The following is a 26,786-nucleotide window of genomic DNA, read 5'->3' as shown; positions in this document are numbered from 1 at the left end:
AACGCACCGGCCGCGGATTCCGCAACGCGGAGAACTACCGGACGCGTATCCTGCTCACCAGCGCCGCGAGAACCGTAGCGTGAATACCCGCCACAGCAGGGTCATTCACCACGAACCGCGAAGAGCCAGTTATGTCCGTGCCTCCGAATACTGTGTAGAACATCGATGGGCAAAGATGCCCGTTCGATGTGACCGATAGGTCACATGTTCGACACGGGAGGAGGTGTGGGACGTGACTGATAGGACTGAGTCGGCTCCCAGCAGCGATGCTGGACCGGAGCCACCGGACCCGGCGGTGCAGCCGTGGACTGTTGAAAACGTCCGTACGGCGATCGCTCGGGTCGCTCGTGGTCAGTTCGACGCTCTGGATGTGTGCGGTGATCGGAGTCCCTCGCATGCGACTACGGGTGGATCCGCCAAGGAACCGTCGTCAGGCGAACGCGAGGCTGTCTCATCGTTCGCACTGCTGGAGGAGTGGGCGGAGAGCTCTCGCGCCGCGGACCGGATGCGGGCGGCTGAAACCGCTCGGCTGGGGGCGTTCGTGCTCGCACGTGTCCTCGCGCGCAGGGATGGGGACGTTGAGCTGAGCGACTTCCTGGCGACTCCGGCCAGGGGCACTGCAGGCCGAGACGATGGTTCGTCGGCAGCCTCCGCGTCCGGTTCGTCGGCCGCCTCGGCCTCGGGTTCGGGCGTCGAGGTCTTCGAGGACAATCGCTTGTCGACGCGGGCTCGGGCACTGCTCGATCCGGCCGATGCGATCCTCGTCGCGGCGAAGCTGAACACTCGCTTGGACTTCGCCCGCCGTGCCGCGGCGAGCGCGGTCGTCGCGTTCATCGGTCTGCACGGCCTGCTCGAATCAGCGGCGACTGGTCGCGTGAGGTTCGAACGGGTTGAGCGGCTCCATCGTCGTATCGATGATTCACTGCTCCCAGTGGATGAGGTGAGGAAGCTGGACGGTTTCCTCGCGGAGCTGAGTCCGCAGCTGTCGTTGGATCAGTTCGAGAAGCTCGCACGCCGGCACATCCGTTCGCTCGCGCCCGTGCCGGCTGATCCTGAGGCGCCGCGCAAGCAGCGCTGCGTGCGCTACGAGCGGTTCGATGACGGCACTGCGCGCTTGGAGCTGCACGGGCCGATCCTCGTGGTCGAAGGGCTGTATCAGCGTCTATGTGCGATGGCGCGATCGATACGTCGCAATCAGCTCGAGTCGATGGAGTCGGACTCGTTCGGGCGGGCTGTTGACCCGAGCCGTGTCGAACTCGGCACTGTCGACGAGCGGACCGTCGCGCAGCTGATGTTCGATCTGCTGGCCTCGTCGCGTCTGCACACGCAGGTGCGAGTGAAGAGTCCGGGTTCCGAAGCGGGACAGGGGAGTGCTTCGCCACAGGACGGTGCAGAGCAGGAAGAACTGATCGATGTGTTCTGCCCGACCGATGGTGATTGGCTGCGGAAACAGGCTGCGGTCACCATCACGGTTCCGATCACCACGGTGCTGTCGCTGGATGACAGCCCGGGCATGGTCAACGGCGATGTGCCGCTCGCTGCCGAGCAGTGCCGTGAGGCGGCCGCGCATGCGACGTCCTGGTTCCGGGTTCTCACGGATCCGGCGACGAGCATCGTGACCGATCACGTCGCGCACACGTACGAGCCGACTGCGGCGATGCGGCGCACGGTCCGACAGAAGTGGCGGACCTGCACCGTTCCCGGATGCAGTCAGCCGGCGCAGTGGTGCGAGATGGAGCACTGCTGCCGGTTCTCGAAGATGGACCCTGCCACTGGCGGGCTGACTGTCATGGAGAACCTGCACCCGATGTGCAAGCATCACCACGGTCTCAAGACGGAGGGCGTGATTCGGCTCGAGAAGCTCGGTCCGAATGAGGCGTGCTGGGTGCTGCCCATGGGGGTGCGCGCGATGCGGACGGCACCTCCGGTGGCTGTGAGCGATCGAACCGTTGAAGCGGGAACTCTTCTGACCCGCGCGGTTGAGTCAGACGATTCTGATGAGCCAGCCGAGTCGGATGAGCCAGAGGAGGTGAATGAACCAGGTGATGTTCCTCCACCCTTCTGAACTGGGAGTCTGAGCGACCAGGCCCGGACCCGTCCGCATGATGCGGTGCGAAGTGCATGGTGCTGTGCCAGTGTGGTCGTGGACCCACGCCCGACGGTGGGCTCATGCCACCACACCATCCGGAAGGACCCTCTGTGATCACTCAGACCCGCGACGCCGGCATCCTCACGATCGCGATCGACAACGAGCGGAGGGCGAACAGCCTCAACGCGGAGATGCTCACGCAGCTGATCGACGCGTTCACCATCGCGTCCGCAGACGAGTCGCTGCGAGCGATCCTCCTCACCTCCGCAGGGGATCGGGGGTTCTCCGCCGGAATGGACACCGCCCAGTTCGAGCACCAGGACTCGGAACGCGCATACGCCACGATCAGCCACCTCGGCGAGGTGTGCGAAGCGGTGAAGAACTGCGACCTGCCCGTCGCCGCAGCCATCCACGGGTACTGCATCGGCGGAGCGCTCGAGATCGCTGCGGCCGCGGATTACCGCGTCGCCGCCACGGATTCGTGGTACTCGATGCCGGAGGTGCGCATCGGCATCCCCTCCGTCCTCGACGCTGCGAACCTCTGGAGGATCATGGGATGGACGAAGGCGACGGAGCTCATCCTGACCGCCAACAGGTTCTCCGCGCAGGACATGGACCGCTGCGGCTTCCTCAACGCGCTCGTCGAGCCCGCCGAGGTCCGTGAGACAGCGTTGAGCTACCTGCGCGACACGATGGAATCCGACCGTGCGGTTATCGCCCAGCAGAAGCGCCTCTTCCGCACATGGCGCAACACCCACGAGCAGGTTGCCCTCGCCGACAGTCGGAAGGAGTTCGCGCTCGCCTTCGCGCGGAAGGCAGACGCGACGAATTGAGGGGCCGCAGCAGGCAGACGCGACGAATCAAGAGGCCGCAGACGGCGAGGGGACGTACTGAGGAGACCCGGGCACGATCATCGACCCGGGCACGATCATCGACCCGGGCACGATCATCGACCCGGGCGCGGTCGACGTTCTCATGGTCGACACACGTGTCTGGAACCGGGGAGTCGGCAGACGTGCCCGGAGCTGGAGAGGTGGGACCGCAGGCGCTCATGCACGCGTCCTCCCACCTCTCCGACTCCCGTCACTCCTCGCTCATGCCCTCCGCAGGCACCACGCGGGACATCGTCCGTGCCGGCAGCGCGGACGCGAGGACCGCAGCGGCGACCGCCGCGACCCCGATGAGTGCCAGGGGCAGAGGCGGCACGCTCAGGGTGGGATCGATCGACACCCCGATGAGCGAGGCCGTGCCCACCCACCCGAAGAACGTCCCCAGACCCACGCCGACGACCAGCGCGATCACCGTCATGAGCAGCGACTCGACCGTGATCATCCGGCCCAGCGCGCCACGGCTGAAACCGAGCGCACGCAGCAGCGCACCTTCCCTCCTCCGGTCGATGACCGACAGCGTGAGCGTGTTGCTCACCCCGATGACGGCGATGACGACGGCCGCGGCGAGCAGCCCCAGGACCACGGTGATCGCGACCTGGAAGATGTCCGCGTACTGAGCGCGCATGAGCGACGGATCCGCGTCCGCCGTGACGTCCAGCGCCGACAGCTGCGAGGTCAGCGATTCGATCTGCGCGATCGTCGCATCATCCGCGAGCCGCACCCACGTCTGCTCGGCAGGCTCAGCTGCATTCGCGGCGTCCGCTGTCTCAGCTGAACCCGCTGCGGTCGCTGGATCAGCCGCTTCCGCGATCCGTTCCGCGTCCGCGCCACTCACGAGCGCCGTGCCGGCGGGCACGTCCAGTGTCGGATCCACGGTGAGCGTGAAGGTCTCGCCGCCCACGGCGATCGTCGTCTCGAGTCCCTCGTAGTCGGCCGTCGCACCGTCGCCCCCGAGCTCACCCGGCGCCAGGCGAACCGTCCCCGGCTCGACCTCGAAGCCGTCGCTCCGAAGCACGGAGTCCTCGGCGTCCTGCGCACTCGCGATGGTGAGGTCACCTGTCAGGGCTCCCGCCGCCTCGGCGTCGGAATCCGAGCCCGAGGCCCCGGCCGGCGCATCCGTGACCGTCACCTCTGCACGGACCGCGGGGACGACCGCGCGCTCCTCGACGACAGTGGACTCGTCGAGCGCCGCCGCGACCTGGTCGCCGGACCCGTCCACCACCAGGTCGACCGGAGTGTCCTCCGCCGTCGACAGCTCGATCGTGCGCTGGAGGCTCGCCGCGCCCACGAGCACGGCGGACACGAGGGTGACACCGATGAGCAGCGCCGCAGTCGTCGACGAGGTGCGCCCGGGCGCGGAGCTCGCGGACCGGCCCGCCAGCAGGATGGACGGCGACCGACCGGTGAGAGCGGACAGTGCGCGGCCCATGACGCCGATGAGCGGCGGCACGAAGACGCGCGCCGCGACGAGCACAGCGATGAAGAGCGTGAAGCAACCCACGATGCCGATCAGTACGGACTGGGTGGATACCGCGAGGAGGCAGAGCGCGAGCCCGCCCGCTCCCAGCAGTCCGCCGATGATCATGCGGACCCAGGGGAAACGTGCCTGAGCAGGGCGGACATCGGCGGGACGCAGCGCTTCGATGGGGGAGACGCTTCCCGCCCGGAACGCCGGGACCATCCCCGCGAGCACCGTGACGGCGATGCCGACGAGCGGACCCACGAGCAGTGCCGCCGGGGTGGGGGAGATCTGCGCGAAGTCGGGCATCCACAGTGCGCGGACCAGCCCTGACAGTCCCCAGCCGATCAGCAGTCCCAGCACCACGCCCGCCGCCGCGCCGACGACTCCCAGGACGAGCCCCTCGAGCAGGGTCGCGCCGCGCAGCTGCCGCGCCGTGGCTCCCACCGCTCGGTAGAGGGCGAGCACGCGGGCACGGGAGGCGACGAGCACCTGGAACGTGTTCGAGATGACGAGGGACGCAACGCCGACGGACAGCAGCCCGAACGCGATCCCCACGGTCGCGAGCATGTTCGTCGATCCGGACAGGTCCTGGATCTGCTGCTCGACGACCTCCTCGACGGTGGACACGTCGACAGGTGCCTCGCCGGCCGACTCTGCCTCGCCAGCCGACTCTGCCTCGCCGGCCGACTCTGCCTCGCCGGCCGACCCTGCCCCGCTGCCTGACTCTCTCTCACCGATCGCCTCGTCGATCGCCGTCGACAGCGTCGCCGGGTCCGTGCCGTCCGCGGCGCTCACACGGATCGCGGCGGGAATGATCTCTGCCGGAGCGCCCTCGAGGCCGTCATCGGTGAGGTGGAGGGTCAGCTGGAGGGATGAGGAATCCGGCAGCAGGCCGGAGACCGTGTAGTCGGTCTCCTCCGTCCCCGGGGTGGCCGCGTACGCCTCGAGCGTCACGGTATCGCCGACCGCGACCCCGAGCGCCTCTGCGTCCGCCTCGGTGAGGGCGAGCTCGTCGGCGGCCGCCGGCAGCGTCCCGTCAACGGGATCCTGGCCGTTCGTCGGCAGCCCCGTGACAGCCGCAGAGACGCTCGAGGTGCCCGCGCTCGCCATGAGGTAGCCGGTCTCCTCGATGTGAGCGGATTCGACGCCGTCGACCGCCGCGACCTCGTCGAGGAGGTCGTCGGTGAGGACGTCGGCCGCATCCGCCGGATCCTCACGCTCGTCGGCGAGGACTGCGACATCCGCCCCGGCCCAGGACGATCTGACCTGGTTCGCGAGCGTATCGCCGAAGCCCTGCGCGAAGAGCAGCGAGGCGACCATGAACGCGACGGACACCGCGACCGCGATGCCGGCCGCGACGAGCCTGCCCGACGCGCTGCGGAGGTTCGACAATGCGATGCGGATCATCGTGCACCACCGGCCTGAGTGGGGCTGGGCTGGGTGGTGATGTGGGCGAGTGCGGTGGCGACGGCCTCGGCGGTGGGGGACCGGAGCTCGCCGGCCAGCCGACCGTCGGCCAGCATGACGACGCGATCCGCCCGCGCGGCGGCCTGCGGGTCATGGGTCACCATGACGACGGTCTGGCCGAACTCGTCGACCGAGGCCCGGAGCAGCCCCAGCACCTCCGCACCGCTCGCGGAGTCGAGGTTGCCGGTGGGCTCGTCGGCGACGATGACCTCGGGGCTCGTGACGAGCGCACGAGCGACGGCCACGCGCTGCTGCTGGCCGCCGGACAGCTCGTGCGGACGATGCCGCAGGCGGTCCGTGAGCCCCAGGAGGTCGACGATCCGGTGGAAGAACCGACGGTCAACCTTCCGCCCGGCCAGCTGGGAGGGCAGGAGGATGTTCTCCTCCGCCGTCATCGCGGGCACGAGGTTGAATGCCTGGAAGACGAACCCGATCCGGTCGCGTCGCAGGGCCGTGAGCTGGGAGTCCTTCAGGCCGGTGATCGGCGTGCCGGCCAGGATGACATCACCCGCATCGGGGACGTCGAGGCCGGCGAGCATGTTCAGCAGGGTGGACTTGCCGGAGCCGGAGGGCCCCATGATCGCGGTGAAGCTCCCCGCAGCGATGTCGAGCGTGAGCCCGTCCAGCGGCCGGACGCGCGCGTCACCTTCGCCGTACGTCTTCACGAGGCCGATCGCACGGATGGCAGGCTCGGCGGTGGGCGCGGAGGAGGGGGAGGCTTCTGGGGCGGTGGTTGTGGTCGGTGTGTGGGTCGGTGCCTGGGACGTTGGGAAGGCCGACGCGGTGGCCGGAGCGGCGGATGCTGCGTGAGTGGATGTTCGTGCAGGTGGCTGCTGTGGTGTGTGCATGACTCCAGCCTCGTCGCCGACGGCCGTGCGCACATCGGACTGGAGGATGGTCCTGGATGTGGCGCGGAGCACGGTGCGGTGCGACGATGCACGATCCGCGTCATACCGGAGTACTACTCGGCGGGCGACGTGCTGCTAGCACGACCTGCTGCAGGGGAGTGGGTTAGTGCCCGGGCGTGACGATCCCGGCGTCGTAGGCGAAGACGACGGCCTGGACGCGGTCCCTCGCCTCCAGCTTCATGAGGATGCGCCCCACGTGGGTCTTCACGGTGGGTTCGGCGAGGACCAGGGAGTCGACGATCTCAGCGTTGCTCATGCCCTGCCCCACGAGTGCGAGCACCTCTCGCTCGCGCGGCGTGAGCGAGGCGAGCATCCGGGCCCGTTCGGGGTCGAGTGCGGGTGGGGCCGGCGGGGCGCTGGGCGGGGTGGACGTGGGGGCCGCAGGTGAGGGTGAAGCCGCCGAGGTCGCAGCGTCTGAGGTCGCACCGGCTGAGGTCGCACCGGCTGCGGTCGCAGTGTCTGAGGGCACAGCGTCTGAGGGCACAGCGTCTGAGGGCACCGTGTCTGAGGGCACAGCCGCCGAGGTCGCCGCGTGTGCGTCGTCAGCGCCGACTCCCTGAGTGGCCTGGAACAGCTGCGTGTCGAGCAGCCGGCGGGTCGTCGTCGGCGCGATCACAGCACCTCCCCTGACGACCGTGCGGATCGAGTCCAGCAGGATCTCCGGCAGGACGTCCTTGAGCAGGAACCCGGACGCCCCGCCGCGCAGCGCCGCGAGTGCGTACTCGTCCTCGTCGAACGTGGTGAGGACGATGATCCGCGGTGCGCGGATCGCTCCCTCATCGGCGAGGGCGAGGACCCGACCCGTCGCCTGGATCCCGTTCAGCCGCGGCATGCGCACGTCCATGAGCACGACGTCCGGCTGGACGCGGGCGATGATCGCGACCGCCTCCTCGCCGTCGCCGGCCTGCCCCACGACCTCCAGGTCGTCCTGCGAGTCGATGACCATCGAGAACCCCGCGCGCACGAGAGCCTGATCGTCGACCAGCACCACACGGATGGGCGCGGAGGAGTCGCTGGGGGTGGTTCCGGGAGCGGCGTCGGGGGACTCTCCATGGGTAGGCACGTCGCGTGGAGCCTTTGTCCCATCTGCTGAGGAGGCCATCGGGTCAGTCATGGTGTGCGCTCCTCTGCTGGTATTCCTCAGCATGCGGTTTGTCTGCACGAGGGTCCTCGGCAGTCATCCCTGCGCTCGCCAGTTCAACGCTCGGCACCCCAGCACTCGCCACTTCAGCGCTCGCCCCTCTGTTGTTCGTCGCTCCGGCAGGCGCCGGGTCCGTGCTCGCCTCCGGCACCGGCGCCTCGGTCGCGGAGGGTGCGAGAGCAGTCTGTGCTGGGGGCGTGGCTTCTGGAGCCTTGGTTGCTGGGGCACTGGCTTCTGGAGGCCTGGCTTCTGGCGGATCGGATGCTGGAGGACCGGCTGCTGGGGAACTGCCTGCAGGACGACCGCCTGCTGTGGGCTCCGACGCCGGGCGGCCCGCGGACGGGAACCGGGCTGTCACCGTGAACCCGCGTTCGCCTCCGCGACGGGGTCCCGCTTCGAGTGACCCGCCGTACAGCGTGGCGCGCTCGCGCATTCCGATGATCCCGCTGCCGGCTCCCTCCAGCACGGAGGTGTCCTTCCCGGACGCTCCAGCTGCAGATATTCCAGCCCCAGCAGCACCCGCCTCAGAAACGCCCGCCCCAGACACTCCTGCCCCAGAAACTCCTGCCTCAGCAGCACCCGCGCGGCCAGCGTGCGAGCGCACCGGGCCGCCGTCGTCGCTGACGCGGACGATGAGTCCCTGGTCCGTCGTCGAGAGCGCCACCTGCGCCCGAGCCCCCGACCCCGCGTGCTTGAGGACATTCGTGAGCGCCTCCTGCACGATCCGATAGACCGCGAGTCCCGCGCCCTCCGACAGGTGCCCCACCTTCTCTGGAGCGTCGAAGCCGTCGATGCTCACAGCGAGTCCGGTGGCCCGCAGGTCGTCGACAAGGGAGGGGACGGCCGCCAGCCCCGGCATCGGCGAGGTCGCCGCATCCGTGAGCGAATCGGTCCGGAGGACGCCCAGCAGATTCCGCGTCTGCGCGAGGGCGTCGCGTCCGGTCGCCGCGATGGTCGTGAGCGCGTCCTCGGCGGCGGCCGGATTGCTCTTCGCCGCATAGCGGCCCCCGTCCGCCTGCGCGATGACGACCGACAGCGAGTGGGCGATGATGTCGTGCATCTCCCGGGCGATCCGCATGCGCTCGGCGTCCGCGGCCAGTCGAGATTCCGACTCCCGCTCCTTCTCCAGGAGGCGGTTGCGCTCGCGGATGTCCTCGACGGCGGTGCGCCGGCGGTGGGCGAGTATCCCCAGGAGCCACGCGGAGAGCACGATCGCCGCGCACAGGATGATCAGCGCGCTCAGCGCGGAGTACTCACTGCCGTCGATCGGTCGGCCACCGGGTCCCATCGAACTCTGCAGAGCAGCCATATACGCCCAGAGGCCCATGGCGAGGGAACCGACCAGACCCAGCCCGAGCACGATCCGCGAGTCCGTCCGCGACCCCCACTTGGCAGAGGAGAAGACCGTGAGGGGCACCGCGATGACCGCCATGGACGGACCGGCCCCGGTCAGCAATGAGAGCGCGCAGCCGGTCGCGATGAGGACTGAGCTCACGAGCGGAGCCCGTCGCCGCAGCGCGAGCGGCGCCGTCATGAGCAGAGCGACCGCGAAGTGCACCCACTGCGGCGTGGTGCTCGTCGTATCGACCCACACGCGGCCCTGAACAGAGCTCACACTCAACCAGGCCACCGGCGCCGCCCACAGCAGACCGTCGGTGATCCACGGATGAGCGCGGAGGACGGATCGGGCGCGAGAGGCGGTGGAGGAGAAGGACATGCGTGCCACGCTAGCGGTGGGGGAGCGGTCGGACATCGTCCTCAGGGATGATCCTCGGCAGGGGGTGGGCTGGGCTGGTCACAGTCCTGCTGTTCACGTTCCAGCTCATCACGTTCGGCCCGGCGCTATTCCACCCCGCAGCATTCCGCCTCGTCATGACCGGCCGTGCGCGGCGAGGTGGGTGCGGTAGCCGCGGACCGTGCTCACCTGGTCCCAGATCGTGATCGCCCAGATGAGGGGGATCGCCCAGAGCTCCACGGGCAGGGACGTCAGAGCCTCGATCGCGGGATGGAGCACGTCCTGCGTGAGGAGCGCGATCGTGAGGAACACCGCCATGACGAGGTCGGTGATCATGTCCAGCGCGACCAGACCCGTGCTCAGGCGCCTGCGGCGGATCCTCAGCACCGCACCGACCGCGGTGACCGCGAGCAGCACCCAGTACCCGATGAGCCAGAAGAGACCCAGATCCGGGTTGACGAACGTCTCCCCATCGTTGAGGCCCCCGACGTAGACAGCGGTCGTGGGCACGAACGGCACGAGCGCCAGCAGCACGAGGAGGACCAGCGAGACGATCGCATCGGCGCGGACGGATGCACCGCCGGGCGGGACGTCCTCGAGGCTGTCGACGGTCCACTGGGGACGATGCCCAGGACTCGCTGCGCTCGCCCGTACCCGGCCGCCGGACTGCGCGCCCATGGGGGTGGCGCGTTCGATGATCGCGAAGAGGAGGGTCACTGCCGCGAACGCGATGAGCACCGCCGGGATGGACTGGCCGATCGCTGTGCCGAGCAGGCCGCCGATGTGCGCATCTGGAGTGCTGAGGGTGTAGGAGAGCCCGTGCGCCACCAGTGCGATGACCAGCACCACCGGCAGGACCCACATGAGGAACCATGTGTAGACGGGGAAGTACTGCGGGCCGATGAGGTGCTGCGGCGAGTCCGAGTACTCCCGCGCGAGTACGGCGGGGTCGCCCAGTTCCTCGAGCACGGCGACCTCGACGGCGAGATCGCCGTCGGCCCCGGCGCCGGCCGTCCTGTCGTCCTGTCGTGCCTCGACCATGTCTGCGATCATCGCGATGACATCCGCCGTGACCTCGGGCCGCATGGCCTCCGGGACGCGGCGGACGACGGCGTGCACGTACCTGTCTGTGAGCGTGCGCATGTCAGATGTCCTTCCAGAGATCAGTGAGGCTCTCCGTGAGTGCGAGCCATTCGGCGCGGAGGTCCTCGGCGACCCGAGAGCCCGCGTCCGTGAGCGTGTAGTACTTCCGCGGACGCGGCTCATCGGTGTTCCATTCGGCCGTCAGCAGCCCCTGCTTGTCGAGCCTGCGCAGAAGCGGATAGAGGGTGTTCGCCTCCACCTGGATCTGTGCCCGAGCGAGCGTGTCCAGCAGTGAGTAGCCGTACTGGGGCTCCTTGCACGCCGTCAGGCATGCGAGCACCACTGTGCCGCGCCGCACCTCCTGGAGGTGGAGCGCGAGGGGGTCGGCTGAGTCGGTGGGAACCATGACGGCAACGATACTGTGTGTCGCACACTATGACAAGAAGCGATATATCGTGCGATCCGCCATCTGTGCTCACGATGTGACCCGACCGCGCGATCTCCAGCCGCGGTCACTACAGTGGGCACGGTCCGCGAAGACGCTCCCCAGGAGGAGAACTGTGCCCAAGCCCGTCGTGCTGCTTGCTGAGAACCTTTCACCGGCCACCGTCGAGGCCCTCGGTCCCGACTTCGATGTCCGCCAGGCCGATGGGACCGACCGTCCGGCCCTGCTGGCAGCCCTGGCAGAGGCAGACGCCGTGCTCGTCCGGTCTGCGACCCACATGGACGCCGAGGCCATCGCCGCCGCGCCGCGCCTCAAGGTGATCGCCCGCGCCGGTGTGGGACTCGACAACGTCGACGTGCCCGCCGCGACGACCGCCGGCGTCATGGTCGTGAACGCGCCGACCTCGAACATCATCTCCGCCGCAGAGCTCACGATGACGCACCTGCTGGCCTCGGCCCGCTTCTTCGGCGCAGGCCACGCCTCCCTCAAGGAGGGCCGCTGGGAGCGCAAGCGCCTCACCGGTGTGGAACTCTACGACAAGACACTCGGCATCATCGGCCTGGGTCGGATCGGCGGGCTCGTCGCGGAGCGCGCCAAGTCGTTCGGCATGAACCTCATCGGGTACGACCCCTACATCTCCGCCTCGCGCGCCGCACAGATGGGCGTCAAGGTCATGGAGCTCGACGAGCTCGTCGAGCAGGCGGACTTCCTCACGGTCCACATGCCGAAGACCCCGGAGACGGTCGGCATGATCGGCCGCGAGCAGCTCGCGAAGGCGAAGCAGGGCGTGCGCATCGTGAACGTCGCCCGCGGCGGGATCGTCGATGAGGAGGCACTCGCCGAGGCCGTGGCATCCGGCCGTGTGGGCGGCGCCGGCATCGACGTGTGGTCCACCGAGCCGCCGGAGCACTCGGAGCTCATGGAGCTCGACGCGGTCAACGTCACCCCGCACCTCGGCGCATCGACCGACGAGGCGCAGGAGAAGGCCGGAGTCGCCGTCGCGAAGTCGGTGCGCCTCGCACTCGCCGGCGAGCTCGTCCCGGACGCGGTGAACGTGGCCGGCGGCAAGATCGACGAGGACGTCCGTCCCGGCATCCCGCTGACGGAGCGCCTGGGCCGGATCATCGCCGCGCTGACGGACACCGTCACCCACTTCAAGCTCGAGGTGAAGGGCGAGATCGCGTCGAAGGACGTGGGCGCGCTCAAGCTCGCAGCACTCAAGGGGCTCTTCAAGGACCGCGTCGACGTGCCCGTCTCCTACGTGAACGCCCCCGTGCTCGCGGACGAGCGGGGCGTGGACGTCGCGGTCGAGACCAGCGACGTCGCAGACGGATTCCGCAACGTCATCACCCTGGTGGCGACGACCTCGGCAGGGGCACAGGTGTCCGTGTCCGGCACGCTCACCGGACCCAAGCAGGTGCAGAAGCTGGTCGAGGTGAACGGCTTCGAGTTGGAGATCTCGCTGACCGACCACCTGCTGATCTTCGAGTACGTGGACCGTCCAGGCGTCATCGGCGTCTTCGGCCAGGCTCTGGGCCGCAACAACGTGAACATCGCCGGCATGCAGGTGTCGCGTGCGGGGGAGGGCGGCCGCGCGCTGTCCGTGCTCGCCGTCGACACCGCGGTCACGACGGAGATCGTGCAGACCGTCGCGGCGGCGGCCGATGCGGAGCACGCCGCAGCGGTCAACCTCACGGAGGACTGACCTCGCGGAGGTCTGACCTCCGCACCACCACGGGCATCACCGCGAGGAGCGGTCGGGTTTCGCAGCCCGGCCGCTCTTCGTGTGTACGAGACCATCCTCCGGAAGGACGAGCACGATGGAACAGAACAGCGGGACCGGCGCGGCACGCGGGACGGGCGCGGCACGCGAGGCCGGTGCTGCGCGCGAGGCCGGGGCTGCACGCGGGACGGGTGCGGCTCAGTCTGCCGGGGCAACTCAGCCAGTCGGTGCTGCGGCACGCGAGGCCGGCGCCCCGGGGGAGGCCGGCCCTGTCGCGCCGCGCTCCTGGGCGGGCCACCTGAGGCTGCTCGGCCCGGGCGTCGTGCTGGCACTTGCGAGCGTCGGCGCGTCGGACATGGTGACGACGCTGAACTCGGGAGCCGAGTACGGCCTCGCGCTCATCTGGGTGTTCACCCTGGGGCTGCTGCTGAAGTTCGGGCTGTCCGAGGCGATCACCCGCCTCCAGCTCACCGCGGACCGTTCGCTCTTCTCACACATCACGGATGTGGGCGGACGGCTGTTCCCCGTCGTCCTGCTCATCGCGGAACTCCTGGTGGGGCTGTTCTTCGGCGCGGGAGTCGCCGCGATCACCACGCTCATCGCCCAGGCGCTGTTCCCCGCCCTGCCGTTCTGGCCGACGCTGGTCGTGATCCTCCTGTCCGCCGTCGTCCTCCTCTGGGTGGGCCGCTACGGCATCGTCGAGAAGGCGATGATGGGCTTCGCGATCCTCATGTTCCTCGGCATCGTGTCCCTGGCGATCGGGTCGGCCGGTGACGGCGACGCGCAGGCGACCGCGGCGCAGACGATCATGCCGATGTACCCGCACACGTCGCTCATCACGGTGCTGTCGCTGGTCGGCGGAGTGGGCGGTGCGACCGGGATCATGGCCTACACGTTCTTCGTGCAGGAGAAGCGCTGGAGCGGGGCGGCGTGGAAGAGCGTCGTGCGCGGCGACCTGGCATTCAGCTACCTGCTCGTGGGGCTCTTCGCGGTCTCGATGACCGTCGTCGGAGCCTTCTGGCTCTACGGCCAGGGGCACTCGATCGAGAGCAACGACGCGGTCTTCATGGTAGGCGAGCTCATCGGAGAGCGGCTGGGCGGCTGGGCGTGGATCCTGTTCCTGCTGTCGTTCTTCGCCGTGACCTACACGAGCCTGCTCGGAGGATTCCAGGGCATCGCGTACGTGACCGGTGACTGCCTGCGCGTGCTCCGCCGGTACCCGCACCAGGACGATCCTGCCCACGCGATGTCATCGGATGCGGTGGAGTTCAAGGCGGCGCTCATCTGGCTGACGGTGTGCACGCTGGGTCTGCTGACCGTGGAGCAGGTGCTGGGCTTCGACCGCCCTGTCACGCTGGTGCTGGTCTACGCGGCGATCAGCTCGTTCATCCTGCCGGTACTCGCGATCGTGCTGCTCCTGCTGCTCAACCGGAAGTCGGTCGCGCCGCAGCTGCGCAACGGATGGCTGTCGAACACCGTGCTCACCGTGTGCCTCGTGCTCTTCACAGTGCTGGCAGGCGTCCAGGTCGTGGAGACAGTCTCAGGGCTGATCGGGGCGTAGGGTCTCCGGACTGGTCTGGGCTGATCCGGGCGTAGGGTGGACTCATCGCGGCGCTGGCACTCTGTCCCGCCGCGCGGCCCGTGCCCGCGCGGTCGCGTGCCTCACAGCCACCCCATACCGACGCCCACCCCACACCGACAGTCACCCCGTATCTACAGTCACCCCATACCGAGTGAGTGCAAACCGGCCCAGAACCTTAGATTCTGGGCCGGTTTGCACTCACTCGGTGGGAAGCGCGTGCGACTTCCGTCAGGCGTTCCAGAGACCGTAGGAGTCTGCGAGCTCCACGATCTTCTTCGCGCGGGCCAGGCGCGGCAGGTACGAGCCGTCCGTGATCTCCCCGCCGCTGCTCTGCGCGCCCTCGATCAGTTCGCGCGCCCAGCGGCGCTCGTCCTCGGACGGGGCCAGGGAATCGTTGATGATCGGCGTCATCGAGGGCGTGAGCGTGAGCTTCCCGGCCATACCCATCTTGATGGTCCACTCGCAGTCCTCACGGACGCGATCCTCCGAGGCGCCGGCGGGCGAGGGCCCGTCGATGGCGCCCGGCAGTCCGCCCACGCGGGATGCGATGACGAGCCGCGAGCGCACGTACGCCAGCGCCAGCGGATCGTCGGACATGCCGGTGTCCTTGCGGAGATCGTTCGTGCCCAGCGCCAGGCGGAACGTGCCGGGGGCGTTCGCGATCTGCGTCGCGTGCTCGACACCGATCGCGGTCTCGACGAGCGCAAGCACCGGCACTCCGGCCCCCGCCTTCATCGAGGTCCAGCTGACCTGTTCGGGCGCCTCCGTGTTCGGAAGCATGACGCCGCGCAGACCGGCCAGCCCGTTGAGCGCTGCGAGGTCGTCCTCCCAGTGAGGGGTCCGCGTCCCGTTGATCCGCACCCATGCGGTCATCTGGGGTTCGCCGGTGTCAGAGTCGCGGCCGGACAGGGCCTCGACGACGTGCGCGCGCGCCGTATCCTTCTGGTCCTCCGCGACGGCGGCCTCCATGTCGAAGATCACCGAGTCCGCCTCGGACCGCTGACCGGGTTCGAACAGTTCTGGCTTGGCGGCGTTCACGAGCAGCCAGGTCCGGGACAGCTTGGCGGGCAGCGCCGCGGCGCGAGCATTGCGAATGGGAGTCGTCGACATGCTCCGAGTCTATTGCCGTCTGTCACTGGAATGCACCCGGCGCTGTCGCCGGAATGCACCCGGCGGCGATGCGTCGTGGCACGCGGAATCGACCGGCCTGAACGACGCGAAGACACCCCTCGCCTGTCCGAGTCTCATTTCTCAAGATGAGCAGTCGAATGGTGAGACCCGCGCGCTACTGTCATCCCCATGACAACGTTCAAGATCGCTGTGATGCCCGGTGACGGCATCGGCACGGAAGTCGTCCCCGAAGGCCTCAAGGTCCTCACCCGCGCGATCGAGGCCACCGGTTCGGATGCCGTCCTCGACACCGAGCAGTTCGATGCCAGCGCCCGTCGCTGGCACGAGACGGGGGAGACCCTCACCGACGAGGAGATGGAGCGCCTGCGCGCCTTCGACGCCATCTTCTTCGGCGCATGCGGCGATCCGTCGGTGCCGTCGGGCGTCCTGGAGCGCGGCATCATCCTCAAGATGCGCTTCGGCTTCGAGCACGCGGTGAACCTCCGCCCGTCGAAGCTGTACCCGGGAGCCACCTCACCGCTGGCCAACCCCGGCGACATCGACTTCGTGGTCGTCCGCGAAGGCACGGAGGGCTCCTACACCGGACAGGGCGGGACGCTGCGCGAAGGCACCCCGAACGAACTGGCCACCGAGGTCTCCGTCAACACCCGCTACGGCGTCGAGCGCACAGTCCGCTTCGCCTTCGAGCAGGCGCGCGCCCGCCGGAAGAAGCTCACGTACCTCCACAAGACGAACGTCATGGTCCACGCGGGCCACCTGTGGCGCCGCGTGGTGGAATCGGTCGGCGAAGAGTACCCCGACGTCGAGGTGGCCTACCAGCACACTGACGCCGCCATGATCTACATGGTCGCGAACCCGTCGCAGTACGACGTCATCGTCACCGACAACCTGTTCGGCGACCTCGTGACGGACCTCGCGGCCGTCGTCACCGGCGGGATCGGCCTGGCCGCCAGCGGCAACATCAACGTCGCGGGCACGGCACCCAGCCTGTTCGAGCCCATCCACGGATCGGCCCCGGACATCGCGGGCCAGGGCAAGGCGGACCCCACCGCCTGCATCCTCTCCGGAGCGCTCATGGCGGAGAACCTGGGTCTGACCGCTGTCGCCGAGGCCATCCAGACAGCCGTCGAGGCCGACCTCGCGGACCGCGGTACGGCACCCCGGACCACCGCCGAGGTCGGAGACGCCATCGCAGCACGCCTGGCCTGACGGGCCGGGCCGGCTGAACGCCGGGCCGGCTGGACGCCGGTCCGGCTGGTCGGCTGACTGACTGACCAGCGGTTCGCCGAGGCCGTCGAACCCCCTTCCCAGCACTCCGGAGTCGGGTGCGCCCACCGGGTGGGGGCGTTCGTCGTCCCTGCGTTAGAGTGACCGCAGACACAACCGATTCCTCATCAGAGAGAAGTATGCAATGACGACGTTCGCACTCCAGAAGAATCCGCAGCCGCAGAGCGAGACCGTGCGGAACGCGATTCTGGGTGCCCCCGTGTTCGGGACGCAGTTCACGGACCACATGGCCCACATCCGGTTCACCGAGGAGCAGGGATGGCACAACCATGAGGTGGTCCCCTACGGTCCTCTCGCCCTGGATCCGGCCGCCGCGGTCCTGCACTACGCGCAGGAGATCTTCGAGGGGCTCAAGGCCTACCGCCACGCCGACGGATCCGTCTGGACGTTCCGCCCGGACCGCAACGCAGACCGCATGAACTCCTCCGCTGCCCGCATGGCGCTGCCCCCGATGGACGGAGATGACTTCGTCGACTCGCTGCGCGCGCTGGTCGAGCAGGATGCGGCGTGGGTGCCCACCCCGAAGGACGACGCCGACGAGGTGAGCCTCTACCTGCGCCCCTTCATGATCTCCGCAGAGCGCTTCCTGGGGCTGCGCCCCACGCAGCAGGCCGACTACTACGTCATCGCGTCTCCAGCCGCCGCGTACTTCTCCGGCGGTATCAAGCCGGTGAGCATCTGGCTGTCGCAGAACCTCAAGCGATCGGGTGCCGGCGGGACCGGCTTCGCGAAGACCGGCGGCAACTACGCGGCGTCCACGGCGGCGATGATCGAGGCGAACTCGAAGGGCTGCCAGCAGGTCATGTTCACGGACGCCGTGGACGGCACCCACCTCGAAGAGCTGGGCGGCATGAACCTCATGCTCGTCACCTCGGACGGCAGGCTGCTGACCCCACCGGTGTCGGAGACGATCCTCGACGGTGTGACCCGCCGGTCGGTGCTCGACCTGGCATCGGGTCTGGGGCTGACCCCGGAGGAGCGCCCCATCACTGTGGAGGAATGGCGCACCGGTGCCGCCGACGGCACGATCGTGGAGGCATTCGCCTGCGGCACCGCCGCGGCGATCACCCCGATCGGGAAGCTCGTCACGGACGACTGGACCGTCGACCACGGTGAGACGCCCGGCGAGACGACGGTGGCGATGCGCAGGACTCTGCTGGACATCCAGTACGGCCGGGCCGAGGCGCCGGAGGGCTGGATGGTCAAGCTCGCCTGAGCGAGCACAGACCGCATCGACCGCACGCGCTGATCCACACACGCGCTGATCCATGCACGCTCTGTTCGACGAGGAGGGGGTCGGGATGCCCGAAGACGAAGGTGCCCCGGCCCCCTCTGCTGTTTCTGCAGGCGGTGCCGTCCCCGGCCATGACGGAGCGCGCTCCGTCGCGCGCGTGACGCTGTGCGCGACCTGCGGCGTGGAGGCGGCGGATCCGCCGCCCGCCGTCTGCCCGATCTGCGAGGACGAGCGCCAATTCGTCCCCGCCGTCGGCCAGGTGTGGACGACGGTGGGAGAGCTCGCTGACTCGGGGCGATCGATCGAGGTCGCCGAGGTCGAGCCGGGCCTCCACTCACTGCGGACCCAGCCCCGCACGGGAATCGGACAGACCTGCTATCTGGCGGCGGCCTCGGGAGCGGATCGCACCGGCGGGCTGCTCTTCGACGTCCCGCCCTTCATCGACGACGCCGCGGTCCAGGCGGTGGCGGCGCGCGGGGGAGTGGGCGCGATCGTGGCGAGCCACCCGCACATGTACGGACTGCAGCTCGAGTGGAGCCGTGCCTTCGACGATGCCCCGATCCTCGTGTCGCGGAAGGACTCGGGCTGGGTGCAGTGCCATGGACCCGCGATCGAGCTCTACGACGAGGAGGCGGAGCCCCTGCCCGGCATCCGCGTGCGCCAGGTGGGCGGGCACTTCCCCGGCAGCTCCGTGGCGCTGTGGCGCGCGCCGAGCGACGGTGCGCTGGTGATGCTCGGCAGCGACTCCGTGTCGCCCGTGGCCCGCGCCGGCTGGGTCACCTTCATGCGGTCGTTCCCGAACTACCTGCCACTGTCCGCACGAGCGGTCCGGATGATCGCGGAGCGCGTCGCGGACCTGGACGTGGAGAGGATCTACGGCAGCTTCGGGCAGCGGCTCATGCACGGCGGGGCGCGTGCCATCGCAGAGTCGGCGGACCGATATGCGGCGTGGGTGTCGGGCGCATACGATGACCGCATATGAGCAAGCGACTGCGCACGGCCGCTGAGGCCACCCCCGGACTGCATCGGATCGAACGACCGGTCACGGATGAGCGGGATTCGGCGACGTTCTCCCTGGCCTATGTCCGCACGACGCCCGGACTGGGCGATGATGCACCGCGGGCGGCGGATGACTCCGGTCCTCCCGTCCTCATCATCCCGGGTGGACCCGGGCTGGCGTCTGCAGTGCCGTACCGGGCGCTGCGGCAGAAGGCCGTCAGGCAGGGCCTGGACGTCCTCATGCTCGAGCACCGCGGAGTCGGGCTCTCTCGCCGTTCCGCCGACGGGTCGGATCTGCCGCTGGAGGCGATGCGCATCTCTCTCGTCGTCGACGACATCCGCGCCGTGCTCGATGCCGAGGGCATCGACCGGGTGACCATCGTGGGCTCGTCCTACGGCTCGTACGTCGCGCTGGCGTTCGCCGTGACCCTGCCTCATCGGGTGGCGGCGATCGTGCTGGACTCTCCGATGCTGGAGGCGAGCAGGGCGGAGAGCCGCGCGTGGGCGGACGGTCTGCTCTACGACGGGACCCACGGCGACGACGAGCACCGCTTGCTGGCCCGCAAGGTGCGTGACCTCGCGATGGACGGTGTCCTCTCACCAGAGCGGCTGTCCCGCGCAGTCCGCATCGTCTACGAGTTCGCAGGGATGGGCACTCTCGACGCGCTGCTCAACCAGATCGCGGTGGGGAAGGCCCGGACCACTCTCGCGACCCTCGGGAAGCTCGGCCAGTCGGACACCGACGAATCGCTCCCGTACTACATGGAGTTCGACCGGGTCGGAGAGATCGCGTTCCGGGAACTCGACTTCGCTGATTCGGACTCGGAGGCGTTCTTCGACACCGGCGCCTCGTTCCACGAGGTCGCGAAGAAGTTCTCGCCGTTCAGCGCTGAGCCCTTCCACCTCGCCGCATCGCTTCCGTCGCTGACCGTCCCGGTCGTCGCGCTGTCGGGGGACCGCGACCTGCGGACCCCGCGTCCCGTCGCGGAGCGCATCGCGCAACTGGCGCCTCGCGGACTGTTGGCCACCGTCCCGGACCACGGCCACAGTGCCCTGGATACTCACGTCGAAGCGCTGTTCGCGTCGATCCGCCTGACGATCGCACGCATGGGGGAGGGCGACGGAACCGACGTGCTGCACGGCACCGGCGCCGAAAGCTCGCCCGAGGTGCGGCTCGAGGGGCTGTCGAAGGGCGGCGGGCCCTCGGCGATGCTCGGCGGCACCATCCGCGCGCAGCTGGCGGTCGACCGGCTGCTCCCGCGCCGCCGCTGACCCAAGAATATTACGAAACGGTCACGATGATTCTCGGTGTCACCCCTTTTTCGCAGAAGAGCGAAAAAGCCGGTGTACTGTCTCCCCATGTCTTCTTCAGACTCCCGCAGTGATGCGGGAACGCTCGCGCAGCGCGCTGAGCTTCCGACGACCTCAGACGTCATCGCCGGCCTCCCCTGGAGGTGGAGAACCCAGGGTGCGATCTTCCTGGTGGGTGGCCTGGGCTTCATGTTCGACGCCTGGGACGTCGCGCTCAACGGCTTCCTCATCCCGCTGCTGAGCGACCACTGGAGCCTGACGGTCGGTGAGGCCGCCTGGATCGCGACGGTCAATCTGGTCGGCATGGCGATCGGCGCGTTCGTCTGGGGCGGCATCGCTGACCGGATCGGGCGGAAGAAGGCGTTCACCCTGACGCTGCTGTGCTTCTCGGTCTTCACTGCACTGGGTGCGATGAGCCCCAACATCTGGATCTTCTGCCTCTTCCGCTTCTTCGCCGGATTCGGCCTGGGCGGCTGCATTCCGGTCGACTACGCGCTGGTGGGCGAGTTCTCTCCCGCGAAGCACCGCGGCAGGGTGCTCACGGCGCTGGACGGCTGGTGGCCCATCGGTGCGACCCTGTGTGCGTTCGTGTCCGCCTGGCTGATCTCGTTCACCGACTGGCGCGCCGTCATGCTCATCATGATCGTGCCGGCCTTCCTGGTGTTCGGGATCCGCCTCTTCGTCCCCGAGTCCCCGATGTACCTGGCGAGCGTCGGGCGCCACGACGAGGCCGACGTGATCGTCCGCCGGCTTGTGAAGGCGACCGGTTCCGACGTGACGGAATGGCGCCGTGCGGAGGTCGAGCCTCCCGCGGCGGCGCCCGGCACATGGGCGGGCAAGGTCGCGGCCGTCACCGGGCAGGTCGCAGATCTGTGGAAGTGGTCGACTCCGATCACGCTCGTGGCGTGGTCGCTGTTCGTCTCGATCCTGCTCCTGTACTACGCGGCGCTCACCTGGCTGCCGAAGATCCTGCGCGAGCAGGGCCTGGGCGACGAGGCCGCCTTCATCGTGACGGGGCAGATGACGGCGGTGGGCATCGTCGGCGTCATCGCGTCCGCGCTGCTGATCGAGTACATCGGTCGGCGCTGGCAGCTGGCCCTGTCGTCGCTCGCGGGCGTCGCTGCCCTGGTGGGCTTCGCATGGGTGCTGGAATCGTCCGGCGCCAACCTGAGTGCGACGGCGCAGGCCCTCATCCTCGTGTTCGGGTTCGTCATCCAGATCGCGATCCCCACCCTCTACACGTACGTCTCCGAGCTCTACCCGACGAAGCTGCGCGCCTCCGGCTTCGGCTGGGCGTCGAGCGCATCGCGCTGGGCGACGGGCATCGCGCCGCTGGCGTTCGGGTCGTTCCTGTGGCCAGTCCTCGGGCTGACGTGGACCTTCGCGCTGACGGGTGCGCTGGTGGTCATCGCGGTCATCCTCATGGCGGTGCTCGCCCACGACACGACGGGGCGCGAGCTGGAGTGAGGGGCGGTCTGGCGCGGGAGGTGGACGCCCTGGACCACCTGTGAGCGGCTTGCCATATATACCCCATGGGGGTATATATGGAGTATGACTGACTCTCGGCGCCATCCCCCTCATAACTCTGACGCGGACCACCGCGAGCATGCGGGTAGCCATGGCGAGCACCCAGCTGGCGACGGCGATCACCGGGACGGACCCGGCGATCACCAGGACGGCCACCACGAGCACGGTTCCCATGGCCACAGCCATGCTGGTCACGAGCACGAGCACGAGCACGAGCACGAGCACGACCACGCCGGAGGCCACGGTCACCACGACCACTCCGCTCACGCGGAGCAGTTCCGGCGCCTCTTCTGGATCATGCTGGTCCTCGCGGTGCCCACCGTCGCCCTCGACCCGATGTTCGCGCGACTCGTCGGCTATCCGCTCCCCGAGTCCGGCTGGCTGACGTGGGTCGCTCCGGTCCTCGGCACTGTCATGTACGTGTGGGGCGGCCGCCCCTTCCTCACCGGCGCGGTCGACGAGATCCGGGCCCTTCGTCCCGGGATGATGCTCCTCATCGGGCTCGCGATCACCGTCGCGTTCCTCTCGTCCTGGGGCTCCACCCTGGGCGTGCTGAGTGCTGAACTGGACTTCTGGTGGGAGCTGGCGCTCCTCGTCGTCATCATGCTGTTGGGCCACTGGGTGGAGATGCGCTCCACCGCGCAGACGGCCTCCGCCCTCACCGCGCTCGCCGCCCTCCTGCCGGACACCGCAGAGGTGGTCCGCGAAGGCGAGACCGTCCAGGTGGATCCTGCCGAGCTGGTGGTGGGCGACCTCGTCGTCGTCCGCCCCGGTGCGTCCGTGCCGGCCGACGGCCGCGTCGCCGAGGGGTCCGCGAGCATGGACGAGTCGATGGTCACCGGCGAGTCCACAACCGTCCGCCGTGGCGAGGGTGATCTCGTCATCGCCGGCACCATCGCCACTGACTCCGGCCTGCGCGTCGAGGTGACGGCGGTGGGCGACGACACCACCCTCGCCGGCATCAGCCGTCTGGTCGAGGAAGCGCAGTCCTCCAGCTCCCGCGCCCAGCGGCTCGCTGATCGTGCCGCGGCCTGGCTCTTCTGGTTCGCCTTCGTCGCCGCTATCGTCACCGCGATCGTGTGGGGGCTGCTCGGCACACCCGATGACGCCGTCGTCCGCACGATCACCGTGCTCGTCATCGCGTGTCCGCATGCACTGGGGCTGGCGATCCCGCTCGTCGTGTCGATCGCCACGGAGCGGGCCGCCCGCGCGGGCGTGCTCGTGACGGACCGGCTGGCGCTCGAGTCGATGCGCCGCGTCGACGTGGTCCTCTTCGACAAGACCGGGACGCTCACCAAGGGCGAACCCGCCGTCACCGACGTGGTCGCGACGGCTCGCACCACAGCCGCTGAGGACCTCACTGCTGCAGAGAACCCCATCGCTGCGGAGAACCGCACTGCTGGGGAGAGCCCCGCCGCCGAGGCCGTGGTCCAGAACCAGCAGAACGCCCCAGCCGGCCGGTTCCGGCGGGACCCGGCTTCCGCCTCGGGCGCGGGGGAGGACTGGGTGCTGCGGCTCGCCGCGGCAGCGGAGGCCGACAGCGAGCACCCGCTGGCCCGGGCGATCGTCCGGGCGGCCGAGCAGCGGGGACTCACCGTGCCCCGGGCCACCGACTTCTCCTCGCATCCCGCGGAGGGAGTGCACGCTCGCGTCGAAAGCACTGACGGAATCGACGGCACTGTCGGCACCGACGGCACTGTCGGCATCGACGTCCACGTGGGCGGCCCGCACCTGGTCACGAGGCTGGGAGGCGAGGCGCTCGACGCGACGGCTCCGTGGCGGGTCGCAGGGGCGACCGTCCTGCACGTGTTCGCAGACGGCGTCGTCGTCGGCGCACTGCGCGTCGAGGACGAGGTGCGCCCGGAGTCGCGAGCGACGATCGACGCGCTCCACGATCGCGGGGTCGACGTCGCGATGATCACCGGCGATGCGGAGTCCGTCGCACGGACGGTGGCGGCAGAACTGGGCATCGACCGCGTCTTCGCCGACGTGCGTCCGGAGGACAAGGCGGCCGCCGTCGAGCGCCTCCAGCAGGAGGGCCGCATCACCGCGATGGTGGGTGACGGCGTGAACGACGCTCCCGCGCTCGCCCGCGCGGACGTGGGGCTGGCGATCGGCGCCGGCACGGATGTGGCGATCGGCTCCGCGGGGGTGGTGCTCGCAAGCTCGGATCCGCGCAGCGTCCTGTCCGTCATCGACCTGTCGCGGGCGACGTACCGGAAGATGGTGCAGAACCTCTGGTGGGCCGCCGGCTACAACCTGCTGTCCGTGCCCCTGGCCGCAGGCGTCCTGGCGCCGGTGGGCTTCGTCCTGCCGATGAGCGTCGGAGCGATCCTCATGTCGCTGTCGACCGTTGTCGTCGCACTCAACGCGCAGCTGCTGCGCCGGCTCGACCTGCGGCCGGAGCGAATCGGGGTGGAAAGGAGCGGAGCAGAAAGGATCGGGGCAGAGAGCTGAGGAGCTGTGCGCAGGTGGGCTGTGCGTAGGGTGGGCCCATGGTCGAAACGTCTGCGCAGTCCGGTGCCGCCCCCATGCCCCACGACGAGTTCCTCTGGCTCGAGGAGATCGAGGGAGCAGATGCGCTCACGTGGGTGGACGAGCAGAACCAGGCAACTCTCGCGGAGTTCTTCGATGACGATGCGAAGGCGACTTCGGACGCGATCCGCGGGGCCCTCGATTCGGAGGACCGCATCCCCGGCGTGAGCAAGCTGGGCGACCTCTACTACAACTTCTGGCGCGACCGGGACCACCCCAAGGGCCTGTGGCGCCGCACCACCTGGGAGTCCTACGTGACGGACAGCCCGGAGTGGGAGCTGCTGCTCGACGTCGACGCGCTGGCCGCGGCCGACGAGACGGAGTGGGTGTTCCACGGCGCCCGGGTCCGCCGCACCGACCGCCGTCGTGCGCTCGTCTCGCTGTCCCCGGACGGCGGCGACGCCCATATGATCCGGGAGTTCGACCTCGAGACGAAGGAGTTCGTCGACCCGGCGGACGGCTTCGTGCTGCCCACCGCGAAGGCGCAGGCGAGCTGGATCGATGACGACACCCTGCTCATCGCGACGGACTTCGGACCCGGATCGCTCACCGATTCGACCTACCCGCGCAGCGCCCGTCTGCTGCGACGCGGAGAGGCGCTCGAGGACGCCCGCGAGATCATGTCCGTGCCGGTCGAGCTCCTGTCCATCTTCACCGGCGTCGACCGCACACCGGGATTCGAGCGGGCCGTCATCGTCGAGGCGATCGACTTCTACAACTCCCGCACCTGGATGCGAGAGCTCCCGGTCACCGACGACGGCATCGCAGAGGCGGATGACCTCACCGTGAGCTGGACGCTCATCGACGTCCCAACGGACGTCTCCGTCGACGTCGATCGGGACCTCCTGCTCCTCCGGCCGCGCACGGACTGGTCGGGCACCGGTCCGAACGGCGTTCCCTTCACCGTGCCGGCGGGGGCGCTCGCCGTCGCGCCGTATGACACATTCGTCCACGGCGGGGGAGCCGCGTCCGCTGCGCCGATGGTCCTCTTCGCCCCGGAGGAGGGTCCCCAGCCGCGGACCTCGCTGCAGGGCTGGTCGCTCACCCGGGACCATCTGGTGCTGTCCTTCCTCACCGATGTGCGCGCGGAGCTGCGGGTCGTGGACCGCGAGGTCCTCGTCTCCGGGGGCGTGCCCGCGTCCCAAGGTGGTGCTGTGTCCGAGGGTGGTGCTGTGTCAGGAGACGTACCTGCGGGGAGGCCCGGTGCGCTGCCCGGTCGTGCGCTGCCGGGTGTGGACCCGATGCTGTCGGTCGGCCTGGGGGCCGTCGACCCGGATGATCCGGCGACGGCGAATGACGTGTGGATGACGGTGAGCGGATTTCTCACGCCCACGACGCTGCAAAGAGGCGCGCTCGGAACCGCGGGGGAACCCGATGCCGATCTGACTGCGGTCAAGCAGGCTCCTGAGCTCTTCGACGCGACGGGGCTCACCGTCACCCAGCACTTCACCCGCAGCGCGGACGGCACCCGCGTGCCGTACTTCCAGGTGGGTCCCGCAGACGGAGGCGGAGACGGCGAACCCGCCCCCGTCATGCTCGACGGATACGGCGGCTTCGAGCTCAGCCGGCTGCCCGGCTACGCGCCGACGATCGGGCTGGGCTGGCTGGAGAAGGGCGGCACGTACGTCATCGCGAACATCCGCGGCGGCGGGGAGTACGGCCCCGGCTGGCACACGGCAGCGCTGCGGGAGAACCGCCAGCGTGCCTACGAGGACTTCGTGGCCGTCGCACGCGACCTCGTCGCCCGGGGCGTGACGGTGGCGCAGAAGCTCGCGTGCTCCGGCGGCTCCAACGGAGGCCTGCTGGTCGGCAACATGCTCACGCAGTTCCCCGACGACTTCGGCGCGGTCTCCTGCGGAGTCCCGCTCCTGGACATGCGCCGCTACACGAAGCTGTCCGCCGGAGCCTCCTGGGCCGCCGAGTACGGCGACCCGGACGACCCCGCGGACTGGAACTTCATCCGGACTTTCTCGCCGTACCACCTCGTCGACGAGGAGGGAGGGACGACGTATCCTCCCGTCCTCTTCTGGACGGCGACCTCGGACGACCGCGTCGGCCCGGTGCAGGCGCGGAAGATGGCGGCGAGGATGCAGAAGGCCGGCGCGGAGCATGTGTGGTTCTTCGAAGACCGGGAGGGCGGCCACTCCGCCGCGTCGGACAACGAGCAGGCCGCCAAGACCCGCGCGCTGTCCTACGCGTTCCTCATGCGACAGCTGAACGGCTGAGTGACTGGACGG

Annotated in this window: 18 protein-coding genes and 2 pseudogenes; 11 read left to right on the top strand and 9 right to left on the bottom strand. The window is 69.2% G+C overall.

All coding sequences use genetic code 11. The annotated features are described in order from the left end of the window. Positions 1-232 precede the first annotated feature (232 nt). The gene (locus BSP109_RS04115; protein WP_146001077.1) at positions 233-2,065 is read left to right on the top strand and encodes an HNH endonuclease signature motif containing protein; all 1,833 of its coding nucleotides are present in this window, start codon (positions 233-235) and stop codon (positions 2,063-2,065) included. 134 nt (positions 2,066-2,199) lie between these two features. Then, positions 2,200-2,922: an enoyl-CoA hydratase/isomerase family protein gene (locus BSP109_RS04110; protein WP_101599450.1), complete on the top strand. Its 723-nt coding sequence runs from the start codon at positions 2,200-2,202 to the stop codon at positions 2,920-2,922. A gap of 250 nt (positions 2,923-3,172) precedes the next feature. Here BSP109_RS04110 and BSP109_RS04105 read toward each other — a convergent pair whose 3' ends face one another. From BSP109_RS04105 to BSP109_RS04080, 8 genes and pseudogenes are all read right to left on the bottom strand, one after another. Further along, positions 3,173-5,848, bottom strand: coding sequence for an FtsX-like permease family protein (locus BSP109_RS04105; protein ID WP_101599449.1), 2,676 nt, complete (start codon positions 5,846-5,848; stop codon positions 3,173-3,175). Then, positions 5,845-6,573 carry an ABC transporter ATP-binding protein gene (locus BSP109_RS04100; protein ID WP_374700133.1) on the bottom strand — a complete coding sequence of 243 codons (729 nt, stop codon included), beginning with the start codon at positions 6,571-6,573 and terminating at the stop codon, positions 5,845-5,847. Before BSP109_RS04100 ends, BSP109_RS04105 begins: the two co-directional genes overlap by 4 nt. 346 nt (positions 6,574-6,919) lie before the next feature. Then, the gene (locus BSP109_RS17965; protein ID WP_374700134.1) at positions 6,920-7,129 is read right to left on the bottom strand and encodes a response regulator transcription factor; all 210 of its coding nucleotides are present in this window, start codon (positions 7,127-7,129) and stop codon (positions 6,920-6,922) included. Then, a pseudogene (locus BSP109_RS17960) lies at positions 7,059-7,289 on the bottom strand (hypothetical protein); the annotation flags it as partial. The gene BSP109_RS17965 and the pseudogene BSP109_RS17960, both read right to left, overlap by 71 nt. 179 nt (positions 7,290-7,468) lie before the next feature. Then, a pseudogene (locus tag BSP109_RS17955) lies at positions 7,469-7,918 on the bottom strand (response regulator transcription factor); the annotation flags it as partial. A 4-nt stretch (positions 7,919-7,922) separates the two neighbouring features. After that, positions 7,923-9,674 (bottom strand): sensor histidine kinase, encoded by a 1,752-nt coding sequence (locus BSP109_RS04090; RefSeq protein WP_180959602.1) that lies wholly within the window; start codon positions 9,672-9,674, stop codon positions 7,923-7,925. A gap of 153 nt (positions 9,675-9,827) precedes the next feature. Beyond that, positions 9,828-10,835: a hypothetical protein gene (locus BSP109_RS04085; protein WP_101599447.1), complete on the bottom strand. Its 1,008-nt coding sequence runs from the start codon at positions 10,833-10,835 to the stop codon at positions 9,828-9,830. A 1-nt stretch (position 10,836) separates the two neighbouring features. After that, positions 10,837-11,181, bottom strand: coding sequence for a PadR family transcriptional regulator (locus BSP109_RS04080; RefSeq protein ID WP_101599446.1), 345 nt, complete (start codon positions 11,179-11,181; stop codon positions 10,837-10,839). Positions 11,182-11,335: 154 nt separating this feature from the next. On the opposite strand from BSP109_RS04080, the gene serA reads away from it, so the two are divergent. Both serA and BSP109_RS04070 read left to right on the top strand, forming a co-directional pair. Next, positions 11,336-12,925: a phosphoglycerate dehydrogenase gene (serA, locus tag BSP109_RS04075; protein ID WP_101599445.1), complete on the top strand. Its 1,590-nt coding sequence runs from the start codon at positions 11,336-11,338 to the stop codon at positions 12,923-12,925. A 115-nt stretch (positions 12,926-13,040) separates the two neighbouring features. After that, positions 13,041-14,504, top strand: a complete 1,464-nt coding sequence (locus BSP109_RS04070; protein WP_101599444.1) for an Nramp family divalent metal transporter — start codon at positions 13,041-13,043, stop codon at positions 14,502-14,504. 249 nt (positions 14,505-14,753) lie between these two features. Here the strand turns inward: BSP109_RS04070 and BSP109_RS04065 are convergent, their stop codons facing one another. Then, complete coding sequence (locus tag BSP109_RS04065; protein ID WP_101599443.1) at positions 14,754-15,635, bottom strand: CoA ester lyase; 882 nt, start codon at positions 15,633-15,635, stop codon at positions 14,754-14,756. Between the two features lie 189 nt (positions 15,636-15,824). On the opposite strand from BSP109_RS04065, the gene BSP109_RS04060 reads away from it, so the two are divergent. The 7 genes from BSP109_RS04060 to BSP109_RS04030 all read left to right on the top strand — a co-directional run bounded on the left by BSP109_RS04060 (position 15,825) and on the right by BSP109_RS04030 (position 26,774). After that, positions 15,825-16,865, top strand: a complete 1,041-nt coding sequence (locus BSP109_RS04060) for a 3-isopropylmalate dehydrogenase (RefSeq protein ID WP_087008105.1) — start codon at positions 15,825-15,827, stop codon at positions 16,863-16,865. A gap of 202 nt (positions 16,866-17,067) precedes the next feature. Beyond that, the gene (locus BSP109_RS04055; protein ID WP_101599442.1) at positions 17,068-18,159 is read left to right on the top strand and encodes a branched-chain amino acid aminotransferase; all 1,092 of its coding nucleotides are present in this window, start codon (positions 17,068-17,070) and stop codon (positions 18,157-18,159) included. A gap of 52 nt (positions 18,160-18,211) precedes the next feature. Continuing rightward, positions 18,212-19,159: a hydrolase gene (locus tag BSP109_RS04050; protein WP_257944544.1), complete on the top strand. Its 948-nt coding sequence runs from the start codon at positions 18,212-18,214 to the stop codon at positions 19,157-19,159. After that, complete coding sequence (locus BSP109_RS04045) at positions 19,156-20,448, top strand: alpha/beta fold hydrolase (protein WP_101599441.1); 1,293 nt, start codon at positions 19,156-19,158, stop codon at positions 20,446-20,448. Before BSP109_RS04050 ends, BSP109_RS04045 begins: the two co-directional genes overlap by 4 nt. 87 nt (positions 20,449-20,535) lie before the next feature. Further along, a complete protein-coding gene (locus BSP109_RS04040; RefSeq protein WP_101599440.1) occupies positions 20,536-21,954 on the top strand; it encodes an MFS transporter in 1,419 nt (472 codons plus the stop codon). Positions 21,955-22,038: 84 nt separating this feature from the next. Then, positions 22,039-24,471, top strand: coding sequence for an HAD-IC family P-type ATPase (locus BSP109_RS04035; RefSeq protein ID WP_101599439.1), 2,433 nt, complete (start codon positions 22,039-22,041; stop codon positions 24,469-24,471). A 38-nt stretch (positions 24,472-24,509) separates the two neighbouring features. Further along, the gene (locus BSP109_RS04030; protein WP_101599438.1) at positions 24,510-26,774 is read left to right on the top strand and encodes a prolyl oligopeptidase family protein; all 2,265 of its coding nucleotides are present in this window, start codon (positions 24,510-24,512) and stop codon (positions 26,772-26,774) included. Positions 26,775-26,786: the final 12 nt, after the last annotated feature.

The sequence above is a fragment of the Brevibacterium sp. Mu109 genome, from assembly GCF_900169375.1.
GTDB lineage: Bacteria > Actinomycetota > Actinomycetes > Actinomycetales > Brevibacteriaceae > Brevibacterium > Brevibacterium yomogidense_A.
The sequence above is the reverse complement of the archived record's forward strand: the minus strand, read 5'-3'. Positions and strand labels throughout refer to the sequence as shown.